General features: G+C 38.1%; 17 protein-coding genes and 1 other annotated feature. Of the genes, 5 read left to right on the top strand and 12 right to left on the bottom strand.

Annotation, left to right across the window (positions count from 1 at the left end; translation table 11 throughout):
• Positions 1-81: 81 nt before the first annotated feature.
• Together U8519_RS11520 and U8519_RS11515 are read left to right on the top strand one after the other, a co-directional pair.
• Positions 82-453, top strand: a complete 372-nt coding sequence (locus tag U8519_RS11520; protein WP_334330497.1) for a nuclear transport factor 2 family protein — start codon at positions 82-84, stop codon at positions 451-453.
• A 91-nt stretch (positions 454-544) separates the two neighbouring features.
• Entirely contained in the window at positions 545-1,588 is a 1,044-nt protein-coding gene (locus tag U8519_RS11515; RefSeq protein WP_334330463.1) for a zinc-dependent alcohol dehydrogenase family protein, read from the top strand.
• Between the two features lie 689 nt (positions 1,589-2,277).
• On the opposite strand, the gene U8519_RS11510 is transcribed toward U8519_RS11515, so the two are convergent.
• The 4 genes from U8519_RS11510 to U8519_RS11495 all read right to left on the bottom strand — a co-directional run bounded on the left by U8519_RS11510 (position 2,278) and on the right by U8519_RS11495 (position 4,123).
• Positions 2,278-2,562, bottom strand: coding sequence for an iron-sulfur cluster repair di-iron protein, ric (locus tag U8519_RS11510; RefSeq protein ID WP_334330462.1), 285 nt, complete (start codon positions 2,560-2,562; stop codon positions 2,278-2,280).
• Positions 2,563-2,638: 76 nt separating this feature from the next.
• Positions 2,639-3,481: an aldo/keto reductase gene (locus U8519_RS11505; protein ID WP_334330461.1), complete on the bottom strand. Its 843-nt coding sequence runs from the start codon at positions 3,479-3,481 to the stop codon at positions 2,639-2,641.
• A 128-nt stretch (positions 3,482-3,609) separates the two neighbouring features.
• Positions 3,610-3,897 carry a hypothetical protein gene (locus tag U8519_RS11500; RefSeq protein ID WP_334330460.1) on the bottom strand — a complete coding sequence of 96 codons (288 nt, stop codon included), beginning with the start codon at positions 3,895-3,897 and terminating at the stop codon, positions 3,610-3,612.
• Entirely contained in the window at positions 3,884-4,123 is a 240-nt protein-coding gene (locus tag U8519_RS11495) for a helix-turn-helix transcriptional regulator (protein WP_334330459.1), read from the bottom strand. Before U8519_RS11495 ends, U8519_RS11500 begins: the two co-directional genes overlap by 14 nt.
• Before the next feature lie 137 nt (positions 4,124-4,260).
• Between U8519_RS11495 and U8519_RS11490 the strand changes: the two genes are divergently transcribed.
• Together U8519_RS11490 and U8519_RS11485 are read left to right on the top strand one after the other, a co-directional pair.
• Positions 4,261-4,497 carry a cytochrome b5 domain-containing protein gene (locus U8519_RS11490; RefSeq protein ID WP_334330458.1) on the top strand — a complete coding sequence of 79 codons (237 nt, stop codon included), beginning with the start codon at positions 4,261-4,263 and terminating at the stop codon, positions 4,495-4,497.
• Between the two features lie 118 nt (positions 4,498-4,615).
• Positions 4,616-7,150, top strand: a complete 2,535-nt coding sequence (locus tag U8519_RS11485; RefSeq protein WP_334330457.1) for a M1 family metallopeptidase — start codon at positions 4,616-4,618, stop codon at positions 7,148-7,150.
• 446 nt (positions 7,151-7,596) lie between these two features.
• Here U8519_RS11485 and U8519_RS11480 read toward each other — a convergent pair whose 3' ends face one another.
• The 7 genes from U8519_RS11480 to U8519_RS11450 form a co-directional block, all read right to left on the bottom strand.
• Entirely contained in the window at positions 7,597-8,295 is a 699-nt protein-coding gene (locus U8519_RS11480) for a Bax inhibitor-1/YccA family protein (protein ID WP_334330456.1), read from the bottom strand.
• A gap of 67 nt (positions 8,296-8,362) precedes the next feature.
• A complete protein-coding gene (locus tag U8519_RS11475; RefSeq protein WP_334330455.1) occupies positions 8,363-9,448 on the bottom strand; it encodes a YdcF family protein in 1,086 nt (361 codons plus the stop codon).
• Positions 9,449-9,493: 45 nt separating this feature from the next.
• Positions 9,494-12,664 (bottom strand): SMC family ATPase, encoded by a 3,171-nt coding sequence (locus U8519_RS11470; RefSeq protein WP_334330454.1) that lies wholly within the window; start codon positions 12,662-12,664, stop codon positions 9,494-9,496.
• A gap of 1 nt (position 12,665) precedes the next feature.
• Positions 12,666-13,847: an exonuclease SbcCD subunit D gene (locus tag U8519_RS11465; RefSeq protein ID WP_334330453.1), complete on the bottom strand. Its 1,182-nt coding sequence runs from the start codon at positions 13,845-13,847 to the stop codon at positions 12,666-12,668.
• 111 nt (positions 13,848-13,958) lie between these two features.
• Positions 13,959-15,803: an FAD-binding protein gene (locus U8519_RS11460; RefSeq protein ID WP_334330452.1), complete on the bottom strand. Its 1,845-nt coding sequence runs from the start codon at positions 15,801-15,803 to the stop codon at positions 13,959-13,961.
• Between the two features lie 503 nt (positions 15,804-16,306).
• Positions 16,307-17,314, bottom strand: a complete 1,008-nt coding sequence (gene asnA, locus U8519_RS11455) for an aspartate--ammonia ligase (RefSeq protein WP_334330451.1) — start codon at positions 17,312-17,314, stop codon at positions 16,307-16,309.
• Positions 17,315-17,384: 70 nt separating this feature from the next.
• Positions 17,385-17,637, bottom strand: a binding site (T-box leader).
• 129 nt (positions 17,638-17,766) lie between these two features.
• Complete coding sequence (locus tag U8519_RS11450) at positions 17,767-18,375, bottom strand: LysE/ArgO family amino acid transporter (protein ID WP_334330450.1); 609 nt, start codon at positions 18,373-18,375, stop codon at positions 17,767-17,769.
• A gap of 134 nt (positions 18,376-18,509) precedes the next feature.
• Here U8519_RS11450 and pdxR point away from each other — a divergent pair, with 134 nt between their 5' ends.
• Positions 18,510-19,961: a MocR-like pyridoxine biosynthesis transcription factor PdxR gene (gene pdxR, locus U8519_RS11445; protein ID WP_334330449.1), complete on the top strand. Its 1,452-nt coding sequence runs from the start codon at positions 18,510-18,512 to the stop codon at positions 19,959-19,961.
• 33 nt (positions 19,962-19,994) lie between these two features.
• Here the strand turns inward: pdxR and U8519_RS11440 are convergent, their stop codons facing one another.
• Positions 19,995-20,741 carry a matrixin family metalloprotease gene (locus tag U8519_RS11440; protein WP_334330448.1) on the bottom strand — a complete coding sequence of 249 codons (747 nt, stop codon included), beginning with the start codon at positions 20,739-20,741 and terminating at the stop codon, positions 19,995-19,997.
• Positions 20,742-20,767 lie beyond the last annotated feature (26 nt).

Here is a 20,767-nt window from a genome sequence, read left to right as displayed (position 1 = left end):
CTTATCGATGACTAAGTGATTTGAAATAGCTCTGTAGCAGTGTGGGGAGTATTCTTTACTAGTAATCAAGGAGAAAAAATGATGACTGATAAAGAACAAATTATCGAATTGTATCGTGTTGAGAATGAGGCAATGGTCAACAAAGATATTACTAAGTTGAATGAAATTTTAGTTCCGTCTATGAAGTTAACGCACATGACAGGTTATGTGCAGAAAAAACTCGACTGGATCGATCAAATCCAAAATGAACAGATGAAATATTTCTCTTCAATAGAAGATAATATTAAAGATATTGTTATTGATGGTGACAGTGCCAGCTTAATCGGCCAAAATCAAGTCAGAGCAAGCATCTGGGGCGGTGGTATCAATACTTGGCCGCTACAAATGAAGATGTATTTCGTTAAACAAAATGATCAATGGTTCATTTCTGATCAAATAGCTAGCACTTATTAAATTTATTTCCTCCAAATATTGGTAACAATCTAATTTAAATTGTAAGATAGTTTTTGGATGTAACAAATAAAGAATAATTGGGGGAAGTAGTATGAAAGCAACTGTATTTAGAGGACCAGGTAAAGTAGAAATTGAAGATGTCGCTAAGCCAAAACTTCAAAAATCAACTGACGCTGTCATAAAGATAATTCGTGCTTGTGTCTGTGGATCAGATCTGTGGTGGTATCGTGGATTAGCTGATCGTCCCATTGGTTCAATTGTTGGTCACGAAGCCTTGGGTATCATTGATGAAGTTGGTTCAGATGTGACTGATCTTAAAAAAGGTGATTTTGTAATTGTACCTTTTACTTGTGGATGTGGACACTGTGCCGCCTGTCTAGCTGGTTTCGATGGTGATTGTCTAGATCAAGAACCAGCCGGTAATACTGGATATCAAGCTGAATATTTACGATTTTCAAATGCCAATTGGGCGTTAGTGAAAGTTCCCGGACAACCTAAGGATTATTCAGAGGAAAAACTTAATTCACTACTAACACTAGCCGATGTTATGGCAACTGGTTATCATGCTGCCAGAACTGCAGAAGTGAAAGATGGTGACACTGTTGTCGTTATGGGTGACGGTGCGGTCGGTTTATGCGGTGTGATCGCGGCTAAGTTGCGTGGTGCTAAACGCATCATCGCCATGAGTCGTCACGAAGACAGACAAAAGTTAGCTAAAGAATTCGGTGCAACTGATATTGTTCCTGAACGTGGGGATGAAGCTGTCAAACGTGTGATGGCTTTGACAAATAATGTTGGTGCTGATGCAGTTCTCGAATGTGTCGGAACAGAACAATCTGTTGATACCGCAGTCAAAGTTGGCCGTCCAGGTGCCGTTGTTGGACGTGTTGGTATTCCACAAAAACCAGAAATGAATACTAATAACTTATTCTTCAAGAATATTGGACTTCGTGGTGGTATCGCTGCCGTTACTACTTATGATAAGAAAGTTCTACTAGATGCAGTTATGAATGATAAGATCAATCCTGGCAAGGTATTCACTAAGAAATTTGCTTTGGACGATATTAAAGCAGCTTATGATGCGATGGATAAACGTGAAGCTATCAAGTCATTAGTTATTGTTAGTGAAGATTAAATTAAAATAAGATACTTGGTATTTTGCCGAGTATCTTATTTTTTAATTTCTACGGTTTGATACGATAGTGAACTTAAGTATTTAGGATTCGGTGGGGCTGTGTTTGCTGGACTATCATTGATAACAGCTGTTATTTTGAATCGAGTTATTGCACGGCATGAGTTAAAAGAGGAAGTTTTGTAGTTGTCTTCCGCTTCCGGTCAGAAGTAATTCCATCAGAAGCGGGACCGATTTGAGCCAAAAAGCGGTCTCAAATCTCGCTTAGATGCTTTGCATAAACCGCAAATCATTGCTGTAAATGTGGGAAAATCTCCCCCATTAACACCACTTTTGTTACTGATTCCATTACTTCTGACCTCCAGCTAAATTTGTTAATTAAAAAAGGATCATCACGACAATTTGGATTATTTATCCGTGTGCCGTGATGATCCTTTTTAAGTTTGTAAGATTTTAGAATCTGATTATTTCATCTCTGTTAGGTAAGCATTAATTTGTTAGTATCGTAAATCTAGCTGAGAGTGGGCAACAATGGAATCCGCCGTGATAGTGTACTTAGCGATTTATCGCTTAGTACACTGGACGTCATGGCAGACTACAGGCTTCCAGGCGAGGTTGAAAATGCAGTTTGAAATCGGTCCCGAGGCAGATGGAATTGTTTCCCACCCTCAGCGGCAAATTAACCACACACTCTAACTAGCAGCATTCAATGCATCAGCACTTTCTAACATATGATAGGTTGCCTCAAATACAGGGCAAACATCGTTAGGAATAGCATAGTTGTTAGTTGTCTTGCGTAATTCTTCGAAATTTTTGTCTAAGTTATTGCCACTACGAGCATCTAAGCAGAGTTTGACATATTGTTGTCTAACGTCGAATACTTCAGGATGATTTTGTCCGTGTGCATTAGTGATGGCTTTGGTATAAAAATCTAATTTGTCGTGTCGTTCGTCTAAGTAGTTTTTAACATCGTTCATTTTAAAAGCCTCTTTTCAATTGATGACTTTATTATAATGAGCGAATCAACTTAATGAATTGATCTAAATCAAGATATTATTTGCCTAATTTATCTAGAACATCGAAGTCTTCTTGACTGAGTTCGATATCTTGGGCTTTGATATTTTGAACCACATGGTCAGTTGAACTAGTACCAGGGATTGGTAGGATAACGTCGGAACGTTTCAACAACCAGGCGAGGGCAATTTGTGCTGGTTGAGCATTGTACTTTTTAGCGATATCTTGTAGTTCCTTACCTTTAGCAAGTTCGCCAGTAGCTAGTGGGAACCAAGGAATGAAGGCCATGTGCTTTGATTCGGCGTAATTCAAGACGTCTTCGTCAGTCCGGTCGATCAAGTTGTAACGATTTTGAACGGAAACGATTGGAGCAATTTTTTCAGCGGCTTTTAATTCGTCAACTGAAACTTGGCTCAATCCAATATGCTTGATCTTGCCTTCCTTTTGCATCTTAGCCAGTTCGCCAACTTGTTCTTCAAGTGTGTAATTTGGATCAACACGGTGTAATTGTAAGAGATCGATATGATCTAAGCCAAGTGAGAACATGTTGAGTTCGACTTGTTGACGCAAATAAGCAGGAGCACCAACTGGAGTCCAAAGATCAGGACCTTGACGAGTGTTGCCGACTTTGGTTGCGACCATAACATTTGCATCAGGACGTTCTTTCAGAGCGTCTTTAAGATAGAGATTGGAATAGAAGGGACCGTAAGCATCAGCAGTATCAATGAAGTTGACACCATTGTCGATTGCTGTAGTGATAACTTTGACAGCATTCTCAGGATCACTTGAAGGTCCCCAGACACCCTTACCAGGTAGTTGCATAGTTCCGTAACCAAGACGGTTAATTGTTAGATCATCATCAAAAGAAAATGTTTTATTCATTTATAAATCTTCCTCTCGCGTTTGTATAGATAATAACTTACACCTTAGAGTTGACTTTAATGCAAACATTTTGTGTCGAAATTGTGTTATTTTTTAGATCTTATTTAATATTTTCTTAATTCAAATCTCTATGATATTGCCACATTAAATATCCGCCATATGTAGGCATGAGGAAAAATCATGTCGCAAATAATAGTTGTCGCAAGTATGAAAGCCGCTGTACTAGCAAGTATCTTACTAGTGCGTTCATCACCATAATTAAAAAAGTGCCAACCGTTAAAAAGATAATATCCACGAGAGAAAATTATTAAACCAATAATTAATGCTACAAAACTTCCACCGACTAATTGGTTCCAGTTGGCGGTTGATTCGCTAGCCCAAAGAAGTAAGCTAGTAAAAGGATTAGTGTAGGTCATTGTTGTTTCCTTCTTTATATTGAAATATTTCAGTCAGTGGAACTTGAAAATAATCTGCAATTCTAAATGCTAACAACAGAGTAGGGACGTAGTTGCCTTTTTCCATAACGAAAATAGTCTGTTTGGAAACACCAACCTTATCCGCTAACTCTTGTTGTGACATCCTTTTTAAAACTCGATGTTCATAAACCGTATTCGAGATATTGTCTCCAAAGTCTTTTTTCATTCTTCCTCACCTCGTAAAAATAGTAACTTATAGTTTTATAAAAGTAAAGTAAACTTATACAAGGTTAATTACTTTTGAATCTTAAGCAAACATGTAATAATGTGCTTAAGAACCAAATTTGATGAGGGAGAGAGATTATGGCAGATAGAGAATTCACATTGGACGAATTGAAGCAATACGATGGACAAAATGGTAATAAGGCCTATGTAGCAATTGATGGTGTGGTTTATGATATGACTGACGTTGAACCATGGAAGGGTGGCAAGCACCATGGCAATACTGCTGGTCAAGATTTATCTGAGGTAATTCCCCATGCTCCACACAAGAAGTCTGTTCTACCTAAGCTTCCTGTAGTCGGAAAATTAGTTAAATAATTCTTAAAATCCGTTATTAAGTTAACGGATTTTTTAGTATTTTCATCATATGAGAGAAATTTTAATAAAAGTCGTATAATGGAATACGAATATATTTTTTTAAAATACGGAGGGACTTATGACTGGAATTACACATGCATATGATACGTTTCAACCCACACATTACGATATTTTCATAGATATCGATCGTGGCACTAAACAAATTTCTGGAAAATCCGTTATCGACGGTGATGCTCAACAAAAAGACATCTTTATTCAACAAAAGAACATGGAGATCTCATCTGTTCAAGCGGATGGCAAGGATGTTCCTTTTGAAGTTGATAATAAAAAAGAAGCTATCAATATTACTTTGCCTAAGACTGGTACAACAACTTTGGCAGTGACATATAAAGCTCCTCTAACAGATTCAATGATGGGAATTTACCCTTCATACTATGAAGTCGATGGTGTTAAGAAGGAAATCATTGGAACACAATTTGAAACAACTTTTGCTCGCCAAGCATTCCCAAGTGTTGATGAACCTGAAGCCAAAGCCAAATTTGACCTTGCTATCAAATTCGACGAGAAACCAGGTGAAACAATTCTCGCTAATATGCCAGAAGTGAAGAATGAAAATGGTGTTCACTATTTTGATACGACAGTTCGTATGTCGACATACTTGATTGCCTTCGCCTTTGGTGATCTACAAAGTAAGATCACTACTACTAAGAGTGGAGTGAAGGTTGGTGTCTTCGCTACTAAAGCCCACAAGGCGAATGAATTAGACTTTGCTTTGGATATTGCTAAGCGTGCTATTGAATTTTATGAGGACTTCTATCAGACACCTTATCCACTACCACATTCATGGCAATTGGCATTGCCTGACTTCTCAGCTGGTGCTATGGAGAACTGGGGATTAGTAACTTATCGTGAGGCTTATCTAACACTTGATCCCGATAATACTTCACTTGATACTAAACAATTAGTCGCCACTGTTATTACTCATGAATTGGCTCACCAATGGTTCGGTGATTTGGTAACTATGAAGTGGTGGGATGACTTATGGTTGAACGAGAGTTTTGCCAACATGATGGAATATGTCTCAGTTGATGCCATTGAACCTGACTGGCATGTATGGGAAATGTTCCAAACATCAGATGTACCCGCTGCTTTACAACGTGATGCTACTGATGGCGTTCAATCAGTTCACGTTGATGTTGAAGATCCAGCTGAGATCGATGCCTTGTTTGATAGTGCTATCGTCTACGCTAAGGGTGCTAGAATGCTTGTTATGATGCGTGCTCTAGTTGGTGATGACGCTTTGCGTAAGGGATTAAAGAATTACTTTGCTGCACATCAATATCACAACGCTCAAGGTAATGATCTCTGGTCAGCTGTAGGAGAGGCTGCCGGTATGGATATTGGCGGCATTATGAATACATGGCTCCAACAACCAGGTTATCCAGTTGTCAGTGCTTCAGTTGTTGATGGTAAGTTGACCTTGTCACAACAACAATTCTTCATCGGTGATGGTGTTGATAAAGGTCGTCAATGGAAGATTCCATTGAACAGTAATTATGAGGTAGCACCAACGATTATGAGCGACAAGACAATTGAACTTGGCGACTACGCTAAGTTACGTGAAGAAGCTGGCAAGCCATTCCGTATCAATGTTGGTAATAATTCACACTTTATCGTTAAATATGACGATGAATTATTGAAGGATATCTTAGACCATCATGATGAATTAGATGCCATTTCTCAATTACAGATTTTGCAAGATTTACGCTTATTAGCTGAAGGCAAGCAAATTTCATACGCTTCAATCGTGCCATTATTACCTAAGTTTGCGGACAGTCATTCGAATGTTGTCAACGCTGCTTTGTATCGTGTAGCCAATGACTTGAAGAAGTTTGTTACTCCTGATTCAGATGAAGAGAAACAATTACAAGTATTGTTTGATAAATTGAGTGCTAAGGAAGTCGCAAGACTTGGCTGGGCTCCAAAGAATGGTGAATCAAATGACGATCAATTGACTCGTCCATACGTATTGAACGCTGCTTTGTATGCTAAAAATACTGATGCCATTGCTTCAGCTCATAAGTTGTTTGAAGAAAACTCAAGTAACTTGGCTGCTTTGTCGGCAGACATTCGTCCATATGTATTACGCAATGAAGTTAAGAACTTTGGCAGTGAAGAATTGTTCGATAACTTATTAAGTGAATATCGCAAATCATCAGATGCTAGTTACAAACAAGATTTGAATATTGCATTGACAGCTACTCCAGATGCTAAGCTAATTAGTAAGTTGATCGGTAAGTTTGAAGATGCTGAAACGATCAAACCGCAAGACTTGCGTTCTTGGTATCGTGGTGTGCTAGCTAATGATGCTGGACAACAAGCTGCATGGGATTGGATCAGAAACGACTGGCAATGGCTAGACGATACAGTCGGTGGTGATATGGAATTCACAACTTATATCACAGTTACCGCAATGGTCTTCCATACACCAGCACGTTTGGCCGAATTCAAAGCCTTCTTTGAACCTAAGTTGAACACACCTGGTATGACACGTGAGATCCAAATGGATATTAAGGTCGTGGAAACTCGTGTTAAATTGATCGAAGCTGAAAAAGATGCCGTTAATGCTGCGGTTGCTGAAATCGTTAAATAGATTATAAAAATAAAGCTCTAGAGATCTCTTTATTAAGGGATTTCTAGAGCTTTATTTAATTTTTTATATGAAAGGCTATTGTTTTGTTGAATTGAAAGGACTAGCGATATATATTTTGCTGGCGTTACTTGTAATGTTAGGTGTATTGAGAACAATCGTTATTTCAGTGGAGAAGCTGTTGATTGCGATTATACACCTAGTATTGGTTTACAAGGTTTTAAAACAGACGCTAAAAAAATAAGCCCCGAAGACTTGGCGGTCTAGGCTTATTTTTTAGTTGAACACCTGCCACCACTTTGGTGGAGTTGTACGTCAAATTCTTATCATGGATTTGACGTTTTTTTATTACACGCATATTTTAACAGGTATCAGTTTAAACTACAATTAAAAGCAAAATCCTAGAAATCATCTGTTTAATTACAGAATTTCTAGGATTTTTAGTTGTCCTAATTACTATCACCAAAGATAGAAAGAATACTCAAGAAGATGTTAATGAAGTCCATTACCAAACTAATTGAAGCAACTAATGCGATGGCACCGAGGTTTTGTGAACCTTGAGCATTGGCATAGATGCGTTTGATATTTTGTGAATCAAAGGCGATGTAGAACAAGAATACAAGAATAACAGCAATGTTAACAAGTAGTGCTGCTATAGTACTGTGGAAGATAACAATGTTTAAGAATGAAACGATAATGATTGAGATCAAACCAATCAATAAAGTTCTGCTCCAACTTGTTAGATCCTTTTTAGTGAAGAAGCCAATACCAGCGGACACGATGAAGATCACCGATGTGACAGCAAGTGATTGGACGATACTTTGAGCTGAGTAAATGTAGAAAACAGGTACACCGAAGACTGACATTGTTAGTAAGAATAATACATAACTGATGAAAGTCATTGGATAAGAAGTTGCCGCAAAACGATTTGCCATACTGATGAACGCAAAGGCTACGGCGATTGTTACTAATGAGAAGATCAGTGCATGTCCACTCATCATGTTCATAATTGTATATGAAAGTGAAGTATTTCTGGCAATGGCATTAGCTGCCACAGTCCAGAAAGCCACACCTAGTCCAGTGTACAAGTACACTAGAGAAGTGAAACGAGCCAAACCGGTGGCTCTTGCTTTATCTATTGATTGCATTTATTGCCCTCCTTTTAGTATTGAATATTGTAACAAATTTGGGAAGGGATTGCAGGAAAGAGGTATATTATTTCCCACCATAACGATATTCGATCCAAGTAAGTACTCCGGAACCAATCGCAATCAGAACAATTGCGGCAGCATGCCAATATTTATTACGCATGAAGATAGCAATGTATTCGCGGATGATGGCATTGGGTAAGAAGAACTTAGCGGTATGAGCACCAATTCCGTTGGCTTTGAGTCCGGCCTGTTTAGCAACCATTCCGGCACGGAAGGTGTGATAACCGTTAGTAACGAAGATAGCTTTGGAATCATTGCTGTTGCTGTCTTGTTCAATCAATTTCTTAGAATAGGTCATATTTTGATAAGTGTTCTTGGATTCAGTTTCAGCTAGGCCGTCACTTTTGGGCAATCCTTGTTTTAAGGCGTAGTCCAACATGGCAGTACCTTCAGGAATCTTCTCGTCTCCACCTTGACCACCGGAAAAAATCATTTTGGCAATTTTTCCAGTTTTTTTGATCTGTTTGTTATAAAACTTTAATCCACGGTCAATTCTTTGTCCTAACAATGGTGAAACTTGGTCGCCGTTCAATAATCCAGCACCGAGTACGATGATGTAGTCTTGGTTATAGCGGGGATGGTTGAATTGATATAGGACCAGCATGGTCAAGTAATTGTAAAACCAAAATAAAACATAGAAGATGATGAGATTGGCAGTCATTACAATGTAACCAGCAACGAGGGTCGGCAAGTGTTCTGTCAACCAGTTAGCAAAGAACGGCAGGATCAGAATTCCGATTCCTAGAACTAATGTCAGCATATTTGCGATAGAGTGACTCTCACGTTTCCAGACTATCCAGGCGTTCCACAACAGAAGCAAAGCTTGTAAGGCAAACGCGACACCGACAAATAATAGGAAGATAACGAAGATACCAACACTTACGATTATCAACGGGTGATTGTCAGTTCCTAGAATGGAGATTGCAAGCATTGGTAAAAGGCTGTATAAGAATAAATTAAACCAGATACCATTACTCAAACGTCTTTTTTCGTGATGATAGGCTATGCCGAAGCAAATTCCAAAGAACACAGGAATTAACCACAGCCAATAAAGTACAGTGGGTATGGGTACCCAAGGTTGTTGATTCATAAAAATTCCTCCCTGAATTTTTTTAATCCTCAACTATATTTAAAACTATTTTGTAACTATTTCAACTTTACTGCGGCCATCACCGACTTTTTTGATCAATACTTGTTGGCCGATCGTAGTCTTCATAGCTTCGATATGACTAATAACACCAACCATTCGGTTTTCGCCGATAGTTTCTAGAGCAGACATTGCTTTGTCCAATGTCTCATGATCCAAAGAACCGAAGCCTTCATCGATGAAGAGAGCGTCGATCTTAACACCATTAGCTGATGACTGGACCACTTCACTTAATGACAAGGCAATTGAGAGTGCAGCAATGAAAGTTTCACCACCAGAGAGGGTATCGGATGAACGAGTTGCACCAGTCTCATTGTCATAGACATTGATATCAAGTCCGTGATCAGTTCGTTTGTCTGAACCCTGAGCCGCGATTTCAAAACTATAACGATTGTTAGATAAGGTATTGATGAAGGTCTTATTGGCGTAGTCGAGAACTTTGCGTAGGTAGTTTTGAACGACATAAGTTTCTAGTTTCAGTTTATCATCATTGCCGTCTTTACCAGTTATGACGTTGTAGAGACTGGTAATTTCAGTTAGTTTCTTGCCGAAGTCGCTTTGTTTCTTGGTAATATCTTTGATCTTATTGAAACCTTCATGGGCGTTGTCATAAGTTAATTTCAATTGAACTGCCTTAGTAACGGCAGCTTTATTAGCTTCTTTCATATCAGTAAGTCTTTGTTGTAATTGAGCGATGTCAGGCATCTTCGTGTCAGTGAGCTCATCAGCCAATTTTTTAATATCGTTATCTAATAATTCTTTTTCTTTATTATATGAAGAAATTGTTTCTTTAAGCTTAGTATCGATTCCTGATTCGATTTCAGTGATCCAATCATTCAGGATATCAACAGAGTTAGTTTTGGCATCTGTGGCACTCAAAGCATTATTCAATTGAGTTTGGAGTGTTTCAATAATGGACTTTTGTTTATCTAGTTGTTTGTTGATGTCGGCTAATTGTGTTTTTCCACTAGATAAGACGATCTCACTTTGATGAGCTTTTTGCTTGGAAGCATCCAAGTTATTTGTGAAGTCTTTGATCGCTTGACGAATGTTTTTTTGTTCTTCAGTCAACTCTTGACTAGTTTTATCAGATTCAGTGATTTTTGCAGATATTTCGGTCAAGTCTTTTTGGTACGTGTCTTGTTTTGACTTATTATCAGTCAATTTTAGTTGAGCGGATGAAATTTGATCGTTGTTTTTATTTAATTTAGTCTCTAAATCAGAAATAATTTGTATCAATTTAGCGGATTCTGCTAGATTTTGATCAAGTTCTTTAACTTGTTGTTCAAAGATATTTTTGATCTTAGTCATATTGAATTCTTCGGGAAAATCTAATTTGGAAGAAGCAGATAGTGAGTGATATTTATCAGTTAGAGTTTTGTTCAAATCATTTAATGTAGATTTCTGTTTGTTCAATGATTCATTGTTGTCATCAATATTTTTTTGAGCAGCCTTCAAATTTTGTTCGGCAGCCGCAAAAGCTTTTTGAGAAGCATCCACGGCATCGATAGATTTCTTAAGTTCTTGTTCATCAGCTTTGACGATATTTGTGACATTGGGATGAACGGTTGAACCGCAGACAACACAAGGTTCGCCATCAACTAATTCTTGTTGCAGTTGGGCGATCATTAGCGACTGTCTAGTACCGATTTTTTGTTGATAATCGTCTTTGGCTGCTTCTAGTTTTGACTTGCATTCTTCTAATTTATTTTTGAGCTTCAATGATTTATCTTGAAGTTTATTGAGTTCGGACTGTGCATTATCTCGCTTATTCTCAATTGGAGATAAGGCATCGACAAAATCATTCTTTTCAACTAATAAAGCATCTTTTTGTTTTTGTAATTCGTCAACCGGAATTAGCTTTTGTTGCTGAGTTTTGATGTCAGCTGTTATTTGTTCAGAAACTTCGGTTTGTTGCTCGATTTTTTTAGTAATGGTTTCAATTTGAGGTTTTACTTCAGTTAGGTTTTGTTGCAATTTCTCACGACGAGATATTAAAGGGATCAGACTTGATAGTTCGTCAACTCGCTTAGTTTTAGCATCAATATCAGGTTGTTGCTTAATTAATTCTGCTAGGTCGTTCTTGGCAGTGTCGTGTTCTTTAGTAGCAACTGCTAGTTGTTTGCTTATCTCAGTTTGTGATTCGACACTTTGCTTGTTATCTTGTCGATTTCTATCTAGATTTTTGACCGTATCTTTTAACTTATTAGCCCAATCGAGTTCTGATACATGGGTTTTATGTTGATCTATTTGTTGTTTTTGAGCAGTGATCTCTGCTTGATATTGTTTGCGAAGGTCAGCTAAGCGGTCCAACTTTTGCTTAATGTTGTTAGCATCTTGTAATTTTTTGTCGGCTTCATTCAAAGTCTGATTAGTAGTTTCTGCTTCAGTTTGGGCCTTAGTCATGTTTGTTTTGCGAGTTGAAACAAAATCTTTTAGAATAGTAATTCTTTGAGAATCAGCCTCATGTTGGAGTTTTGTGAGTTCGTCGTCGCTTAGTTTCATGGCGGTGATTTGATTGTTCACTTCAGTTTCGAAGCTGCCGTTTTGTTTTCTAGCTTCATCGTATTTGACTTTTAATTTGTCGGTGAAATCATCAAAAATTTGCGTACCGAAGATTTTTTTCAGGATCGATACTTTGTCATCGGTTTTAGCTTTCAAGAATTCTGAAAAATCATTCTGTGGTAATAGAATGATTTTCTTGAACTGATCAGCGTTTAACTTCAAAATATCAGTTATCTCATTACCGACATCCATCGGTTTACTAGCGATACTTTGAATCTCAGTACCGCCGACTTTTTCAACGATACTCAGTAGAGCTGTAGTTTTTCTCGTGGTAAGTCCTTTGCCACGAGTTTTTTTCTCTAGTCTTTGTTCTGGCGTACGTTCAATTTTGTAGAGATTATTACCTTGTTCAAAATAAAAAATAACGCTGGTTTCTTTATTATCAGGAGCAAACTGACTGCGCATCTCTCTAGCATCACGGTCACTAGTAGTGCTGCCAAATAGGGCAAAGGTCATGGCATCGAAAATCGTTGATTTTCCGGCACCAGTATCGCCACCAATTAAGAAAATCGGAGCTTCTTCTAATTTTCTGAAATCAATAATTGAATGTTCGTGTGGTCCAAAATAATTCATTTCTAGGTAAACGGGTTTCAATTTATTCGCCTCTTTCTAATTCTAAGAAAATATCGTCGACTATTGTTTTTTGTTCTGTAGATAATTGATTGCCAGTTATTGATTGGAAAAATTTGTCCACGGTTTCTTCATTACTTAGTTGATTGATATTCTCCAAGTTGTTTTCAGTAACTTCTCTTTCGATATTGTCGTAATCCAATTCGACCACGGTACCGTAAATGTCTTGAAGTTGAGCTCTGACATTGGTATGGACGTGTTTGGTCCGATCGAAATCCTTGATCGTAATAGCGAACCAATCTTTTCTGACAGGTTGTTGGGAATAAAATTCTGGATCTAACAATGTTTCCCAAGTTTCTTTTAAAACGATTAAATCAGTTTGAGGTAGGATTTCTCTGAAATCAGCCTTATCAGGCTTTTTGTTAGTATCAACGATATAGACGCCCTTATTGGCTTTTATTTTAGCTTCTTTAACGTTGAATTTCACAGGGCTACCGCTGTAGCGAATGTTGTCGCTTGGTGAGGCAGCTTTGGTGTGAATATGTCCTAACATGACGTAATCGAATTGGTCGAATTGTTTAGCAGTCAAAGTTTCCAGTCCACCCACTTTTGAAGTGGTTTCACTAGTCAGATCGATTTTGTCGTCAGCACTTTTAGAAACAGCAAAGTGAGTTATGAGAACGTGCTTTTTGTCATTGTCAAAAAGCTTGACCATATCCGCAATAACTAAGTTCATAGCTTCGCCAATGTTTTTGATTGCTTTGACATCTTCTTCGTCCATGCCTTGTTTTTGATAGTAAACTCGTGCGTCCATGGGATCAAAAAAGGGCAATAAAAATAATTGTGTATCGTCAGTTTCGATAGGATGAAAGGCTTCTTCGAGCAGAGTATTGATGTGAAAATTATTGAACTCCATCCAATCACGACCGTAATTAAGTCGCTTTGCTCCATCGTGGTTTCCTGAAACGGCATAGATTGGAAATCTGTGGTCGATATTTAGTTCTTTGAACATTTCATTTAAAGTCGTGATTGCATCAGTTCCGGGAATGGCACGATCATAAATATCTCCGGCAACGACAATGCCGTCGACTTGTTCATCTTGAGCTATTTTTAATATTTGAGTGAAGGCATATTTTTGCTCATCTAGTAGTGAATATCCATTGAGTGTTCGCCCGATATGCCAATCGGCAGTATGTAGAAGTTTCATAGTTTTTCCTCCATAATAATAAGATAATTGTAGCAGACAATATGTAATAAATTACGTTTTTTTAGTAAAAAAAGGTTCAGAAATTCTAAATTTCTGAACCTTTTTAAAATACTATTCTTCCACTGCAGCCTGTGCTTGTTTTAACGCATCGTTGACAGCTTCTTTAATTGCTTGGCTAGATGCGGATGCACCAGAGATTGCATCAACATTAGTGGAGTTTTTAGCCACGATATCTTTTGGCAATTGTTCGATGGCCTTTTTACCGTAGTCATCTGATTCACTTTGTTTGAGAACTTCGACATTTTGAATGTCATTGTTGTCATCAACAGTTACACGGACAACGATCTCATTGCCCATACCCGCGGTTGATCTACCGATGTATTGATTTGGACCAGTTTCGAAGTGTTCTTCTACAATGTCAGTTCCTAAACCTTTGGCAGTACGAGGAACATGCTTGCTGGCACTTGTTTCAGCATCATAACCGGTTAAGTCAACAGTGACACCTTTGGCGGCATTTTCACCGGCAATTTTACCAATGATCAAATCTTCGGCAAGATTGCTACCACCATTGTATTTGCGTCCCATCATGCTACCTAATTCACCAGCGGAGTAGAGATGAGGAATAACATGACCATCGACATCGATAACTTCAGCTTTAGAATTATGAACTGGACCGCCTTGAGTATTCAAGAGTCCTTGGACCATTGCGATAGCGTAGTAAGGTCCATTGTCGAATCTGGTTAAGGTCTTGGGATCACGATTGAAAGCATAGTCACGTTTTGTATCAGCGAAGTGATTGAAGTCATCGATAGTACTTTGTAGCTTTTGACTATCGGCATTAATTTTTTCAGCTAAGCCTGATAAAGTAGCGTCTTTAATGACAAGTTTTAAAAATTCTGGATAAGGGGCATCCTTATCATTCGACAGTTCTTCGAATTTCTTTTGGTCGAAGACTACATAAGGATGCAATTGAGCGTTCATAACGCGCCATTGCCCGTGATCTTTGATGTGTCCATGTCTGTGTATTTCGTTTTCGTCGAAGTAACGAGTGCCGTCATCTCCGACGACGATGATACTGCCTTGGTGGAATGCTGGCCAATCAAATGGTAAGAACTGTGAACGTTGACCGTTTGCGGGCTTTGGAGTTAGACCATGGAAAATACCATAGGCTTCATAATTAGCCATGTTATACATCTTGGCACCGACATCTTGAGCCATTGTCACACCAGCACCCTTGTTGTAGAGAGAACCGATCGGATTCAAACTAGTTTCACCTAAGTAGGTCTCAACCATTTCAGGGTTGTTTTCGAAGCCACCAGTAGTCATAACTACACCGTGAGTAACATTGATATCAAGTAATTGGTCGTTGCGCTTTATTTGAACACCAATGATCTTCTTACCGCTTTCATCTTGAATCAGGTGTTCAGCGGGTGTTTCGTATAAGACATCGATGTTGTCTGAACGATCGATAACTTGTTGTCTGAGATTCTTCCAGAGTGCTGAATCAGCGACTCCTTCATGTACAGCGACTAATTCATGGGTAGCTTGACCAGGCAGTTCTGGATATTCATGAGCCATGAAGTATAAAGCTTTGGAAACTGGTGATTCAGGATGTTTGCCCATTACGAAAGGTTTAACTCCCAAATATTTTTCTAAGAATTCTGGAATATGATATAGTCCCTCAACGTAAGTATCCATGAGATCCTTATCGTATGAAAGTGGGTAGGCCAAGTTGTCATAATACTTCTTTAAGTCATCTAAATCATCACCTGAAGAAATAACTTGTCCAGCGTAACGAGTATTACCCCCTTCGTGACCTTCGGGAGCAGAATCAACGAGCAATACTCTTGCTCCGTTGTCAGCCGCAAAGCGGGCTGCAGTGGCACCAGCACCACCGAATCCTAAGACAGCGACATCATAAGTTGCGTCCCAACCTGTATATCTATCCTTGAACATTTCCTTCACTCCTTTTTTTGTAATCTATATACCATTAGTATAAAACTATTTTAAATTGGTGGTAACGATTGCAGGAAAAATGGTGATTAATGATTTATTTATATTTCTATGCTTATTAATGCTGAATCAGGCTATGTTACAACCGAGAAGTTACCAAATAATTATTATTTAACTAAACCTATGAATGAATATGTAAATTAAACAAAAATAATATCCCTGAGAAATTAAAACATAAGATTTCTCAGGGATATTATTTTTATATTTTGTTTATTGAATTTGTAAGATACATTTGATATATAAGTCGGAAGTCATAAACAAAAAAATCCCGCATTGATAGTGGTGTTAGGACGAGCGATTTTCTCGTTCTTACAGCACAGGACGTATTTTGAAATCCGCGTACTTTGCGGAGTTCAAAATCGAGTCTGGAAACCTTGGTTCCAGACGGTCCCGGTTCGGATTTTTCTTGTTTTTGACTGTAGACGGTAAGCCACATCTAATTACAATTACAAAATTTGAATATGGTTTTCATAACATTTATCGATCATATCTTGTGGCCATACACTAGCTTGAACTTCACCAACGTGAGCCTTGCCAAGCAATAGCATGCAGAGACGTGATTGTCCGATACCACCACCGATAGTGTAAGGTAATTCACCTTTTTCAAGCATTTGGTGATATGGAAGTTTGAGTCTATCTTCAGCACCAGCATCTTTTAATTGTGCCTTCATTGATTCCTCACTAACACGGATACCCATACTTGAGATCTCCAAGGCCATTTGGAGAGGTTCATACCAGAACAAGATGTCACCGTTTAGTTTCCAATCATCATAGTCAGGGGCACGGCCATCATGACGCTTGCCTGATTTCATCTTGCCACCGATTTGCATTAAGAATACACAACCAAGTTCTTTAGTAATTGCATTCTCACGTTCTTTAGGTGTCATATCAGGGAATCTGTCTTCTAGTTCTTGAGTTGTAACAAAGTGGATTTCGTCTGGTAAATGATAAACAGCTTCAGGGAACTTGTACCAAACTTCGTGTTCCATATGCTTGATAACTTTGAAAATATCACGAACAGTTGCCTTTAGAGTGTCAATGTTACGTTCGTCTTTAGAGATGATCTTTTCCCAGTCCCATTGGTCAACATAAATTGAGTGGATGTTATCCAAGTCTTCATCTTTACGAATGGCGTTCATGTTTGTGTAGAGACCTTCATGCATTCCGAAACCGTAGCGTTTCAAAGCAACACGTTTCCACTTAGCTAGTGAGTGAACGATTTCGATAGTTTGATCAGGCATGTCCTTCATATCGAATGAAACAGGTTTTTCAACACCGTTTAAGTTATCGTTTAGGCCAGTTGATTTTTCAACAAACATTGGTGCTGATAGACGTGAAAGATTGAGTTCTTTACCGAATTCGTTTTGGAAAGTTTCACGGATGTAACGAATAGCTTTTTGTGTATCAATAATTGATAGCTTTGGATCGTATGATTCTGGAATTGTTAAATGCATAAGATTATCTCCCTTGATTTTTAATTGACTGATAAAAGACAGGTAACAAAAAAAGTCTTCCATCCCTAATAAAAGGGACGAAAGACTTTCGCGGTACCACCCAAGTTGCTTATCTAAAATAAGCCACCTCAATAAGAGTACAAAACAACTATACTCTACCGATGGTAACGTACCGGTTACGTCTATACCTACTTTGAACTGGTCATTTCAGCTAGAAACATAAGAAAGTGTTATTCAGACAAATCAAGTACTGGTTGGGTTCTCACTAATCCCAATTCACTGTCAGTTTGAAATGACTTACTCTTCTTTCTTGTCGTCTTTATCTTGTGACACTTATAATAAGCATTTATTTTTGAAAAGTAAAGTCTAAATTAAAAAAACACTAATAATTTTCAAATATTCAAATAGCTATTCAGACAACTCTTAGAATAGAACGTTGATTTATCAACACTTTAAAGCAGAGTAATAAAATTTATAAATAATTTAATTCCATAAATTATTATTATAATTCCACAAACTAGATTGATAATCCGCAGAATTTTAGGATTGAACCAGTTACTAAAAGTCGAAATTACTAATGTCAATGTTGTAAACCAGATTGCTGATGCAAGCGCCACGCCAGTGATGAAGATCGATGAACTAGCTGCCGGTAAGGTCACGTGAAATGCGCCTAACATCATAGTTCCGTCAATAATTGCTTGTGGATTTACCCAAGTTACTACAAAGGCGGTCACAATCGTACTTCTCAACGTATCTGTTGTTTTGACATCAGTTTTAGTAGCGGATTTTTCTATTAACAAGTTAGCGCCAATGTAAACTACGATCAAACTACCGACTAGCAGAATGATCAATTGTAACCATTGGAATTTTTTCATAATGGCACCAATTCCAAAGAAGCAACTCAGTGCTAGGGAAATATCAAAGAAGATAACGATTAGTGCATTTAATAGAGAGCGTTTCTTCGAATGTGTTAATGATGAATTGATCACGAAAAGATTCTGCAACCCAATCGGAGCAACGTAGGCCAAACCCATAGTTAATCCTTGAAAAAAATAGTTCATTTCTTAACTCCTTAACCAACCAAATTACCTGTAATTGATTGTAAATATTAATTATGTGGTTGATTATATAAGTGAATAATTAATTTTTAACCAGCCAAACTAAAAATTTTGACCCAACCAAATGGAGTGTTGAAATGAAAAAAATAAAAATAGCGCAAATCACTTGGCAGCCTGATAAAGATAGTTCGATCCCCATTTACCAACAGATCGTTCAGTATATCCGGAATAATATTTCTAACGGTGAATGGCCGGTAGGAACTAGATTACCTTCGCAGCGTGATTTGGCACGATTATTTAAAGTTAATCGAAGCACCATAACTTCTGCAATCGATGAACTGACCTCATACGGAATAATCAGTGGCAACAGTGGAGCAGGAACTGAGGTAATCAGTAATACCTGGTCACTTTTCTTACCGCCGGTTACTGACTGGAATAAGTTTATTTCAGCGGGATTTTTTCAGGAGAATAATAGTATTGTACAGACTATTAATAAACTAGAATTTGAACCTGACTTGATAAGATTAGGCACTGGTGAAATCGATCCGAGATTGTTCCCACGGAAAAGATGGCAAAAAACTTTGCATACTTTGGAGACTAAGATAACATCCTTGGGTTACCTAGAGCCGTTGGGATTACTAGCGTTGAGAAAATCTCTAGCCAAACACCTGAATGATAGGGGATTTGAGATAGAACCAGACAATATCCTGATTACCTCAGGTTCATTGCAAGCATTGCAGTTAATATCAGCTTCACTCTTGCAACAAGATAGCACGGTATTCACAGAAGCACCGACTTACTTGAAGTCATTGCACTTGTTTCAGTCTATGGGGATGAACTTATCAGGTATACCGATGGACGAGTCCGGGCTGCAATATTGGAAAATTCCGATAAACAATGGTGATATGAAGAATGTTCTGTATACCATCCCCACGAATCAGAACCCTTCAGGAATAACAATGTCACAGGAACGCAGATTAGCATTACTGAAGTTTTGTCTGGACAAACAGTTGCCTATTATTGAAGACGGTGCTTATCAAGAACTCTGTTTCGAGGGATCGTCACCACAGACTTTGAAGAATTTAGACAAGAATGACATGGTGATATATTTGGGTACAGCTTCTAAGACCCTGGCGCCAGGTTTGAGGATCGGCTGGGTCGTTGCTAGTAAACCGATAGTTAGACGACTTGGTGATGTTAAAATGCAGATAGATTACGGAGCTAGTTCATTGTCACAGTGGGCTTTATCAGAATTTATCGATAATGGATTTTATGATGAATATTTAGATTGTCTGAGAAAAGAATTAAAATCACGACGTGATAGAGCTTTGAATAGCTTGACTAAATATTTCTCAAAATTTGCCACGTGGAATGTTCCCAGCGGAGGATTTTACATTTGGTTGACGTTCAAAAATAAAATCAAAATTGAAGCTTTTTTTGAACAAGCAATCAACTTAGGAATTCTCTTAAATCCGGGGGATATTTATGATTTTAAACATGATCATTCTTTGAGATTATCATTTGCTTACGTTACTGGTGATGAATTTGAGGCATCGATAAAAAAGCTCAGTGAAATTTTGGATAAATAAAAACGATATCGAATTCGATATCGTTTTTTTATGTTACTTATTGTAGATTGACTTCAAACCGGTAATATCATAACTTGATAATGTCTTAACGCCTTGATTGGTAGGATACATGATGGAACTAGTATCAGTACTGTGATTCAATCCTAAAGCATGTCCGAGTTCGTGCATAGTCACAGAATCACTGACAGATTCAGGATAGTTCATGTTGATCTTGGCGGAAGCGTGGTTTATCGCTGATTTGGAGGGGTCGTTAGTCTTATAAGTCAACTCAGGTCCACCAGTGCCAAGCTCCAATGTTTGCGCACGTTGTCCTTCGTCTTTGTGATAGATCGAAAAGGTAATTGTATTGACACTGGAGTTGCCCTTGCCTTCGATCAACTTAACAACGCCGGTTTGGTTATAGGCGTAGATAGCATCGTTGAAGGCTTGTCTAGCGACCTTAGGAGTTTTGTTGGTGAAATGATAATAATAAACGTTTCCCAGAACGAATTTATTTACCATTGAAAAAGCTGGAGTACCGTTAGTAGAGCCAGTTTGTTTATCTTGAGATGTGGCTGATTGCTGCTTAGTAGAATCCTCAGTGGCGCTATTAGTTGTTTGCGTCAGTGATTTTATTTTAGGTGCATATTCATCTAATGCTGATTCTAAATAGTTTTTTGAATTTGATAGAGTAGTAACGATTTGTGACTGAACGGTTGTGGGTAGAATGTTCGTATATTCAGCTAACACGATCCCACCCAAAACGAATAACAGTACAAATGATGTAATGTGTCTTCTCATGGACAACTTCTTTCCTTAGGCATTTG

The sequence above is a fragment of the Companilactobacillus sp. HBUAS59699 genome, assembly GCF_036913575.1.
Classification (GTDB): Bacteria; Bacillota; Bacilli; order Lactobacillales; family Lactobacillaceae; genus Companilactobacillus.
The sequence above is the reverse complement of the archived record's forward strand: the minus strand, read 5'-3'. Positions and strand labels throughout refer to the sequence as shown.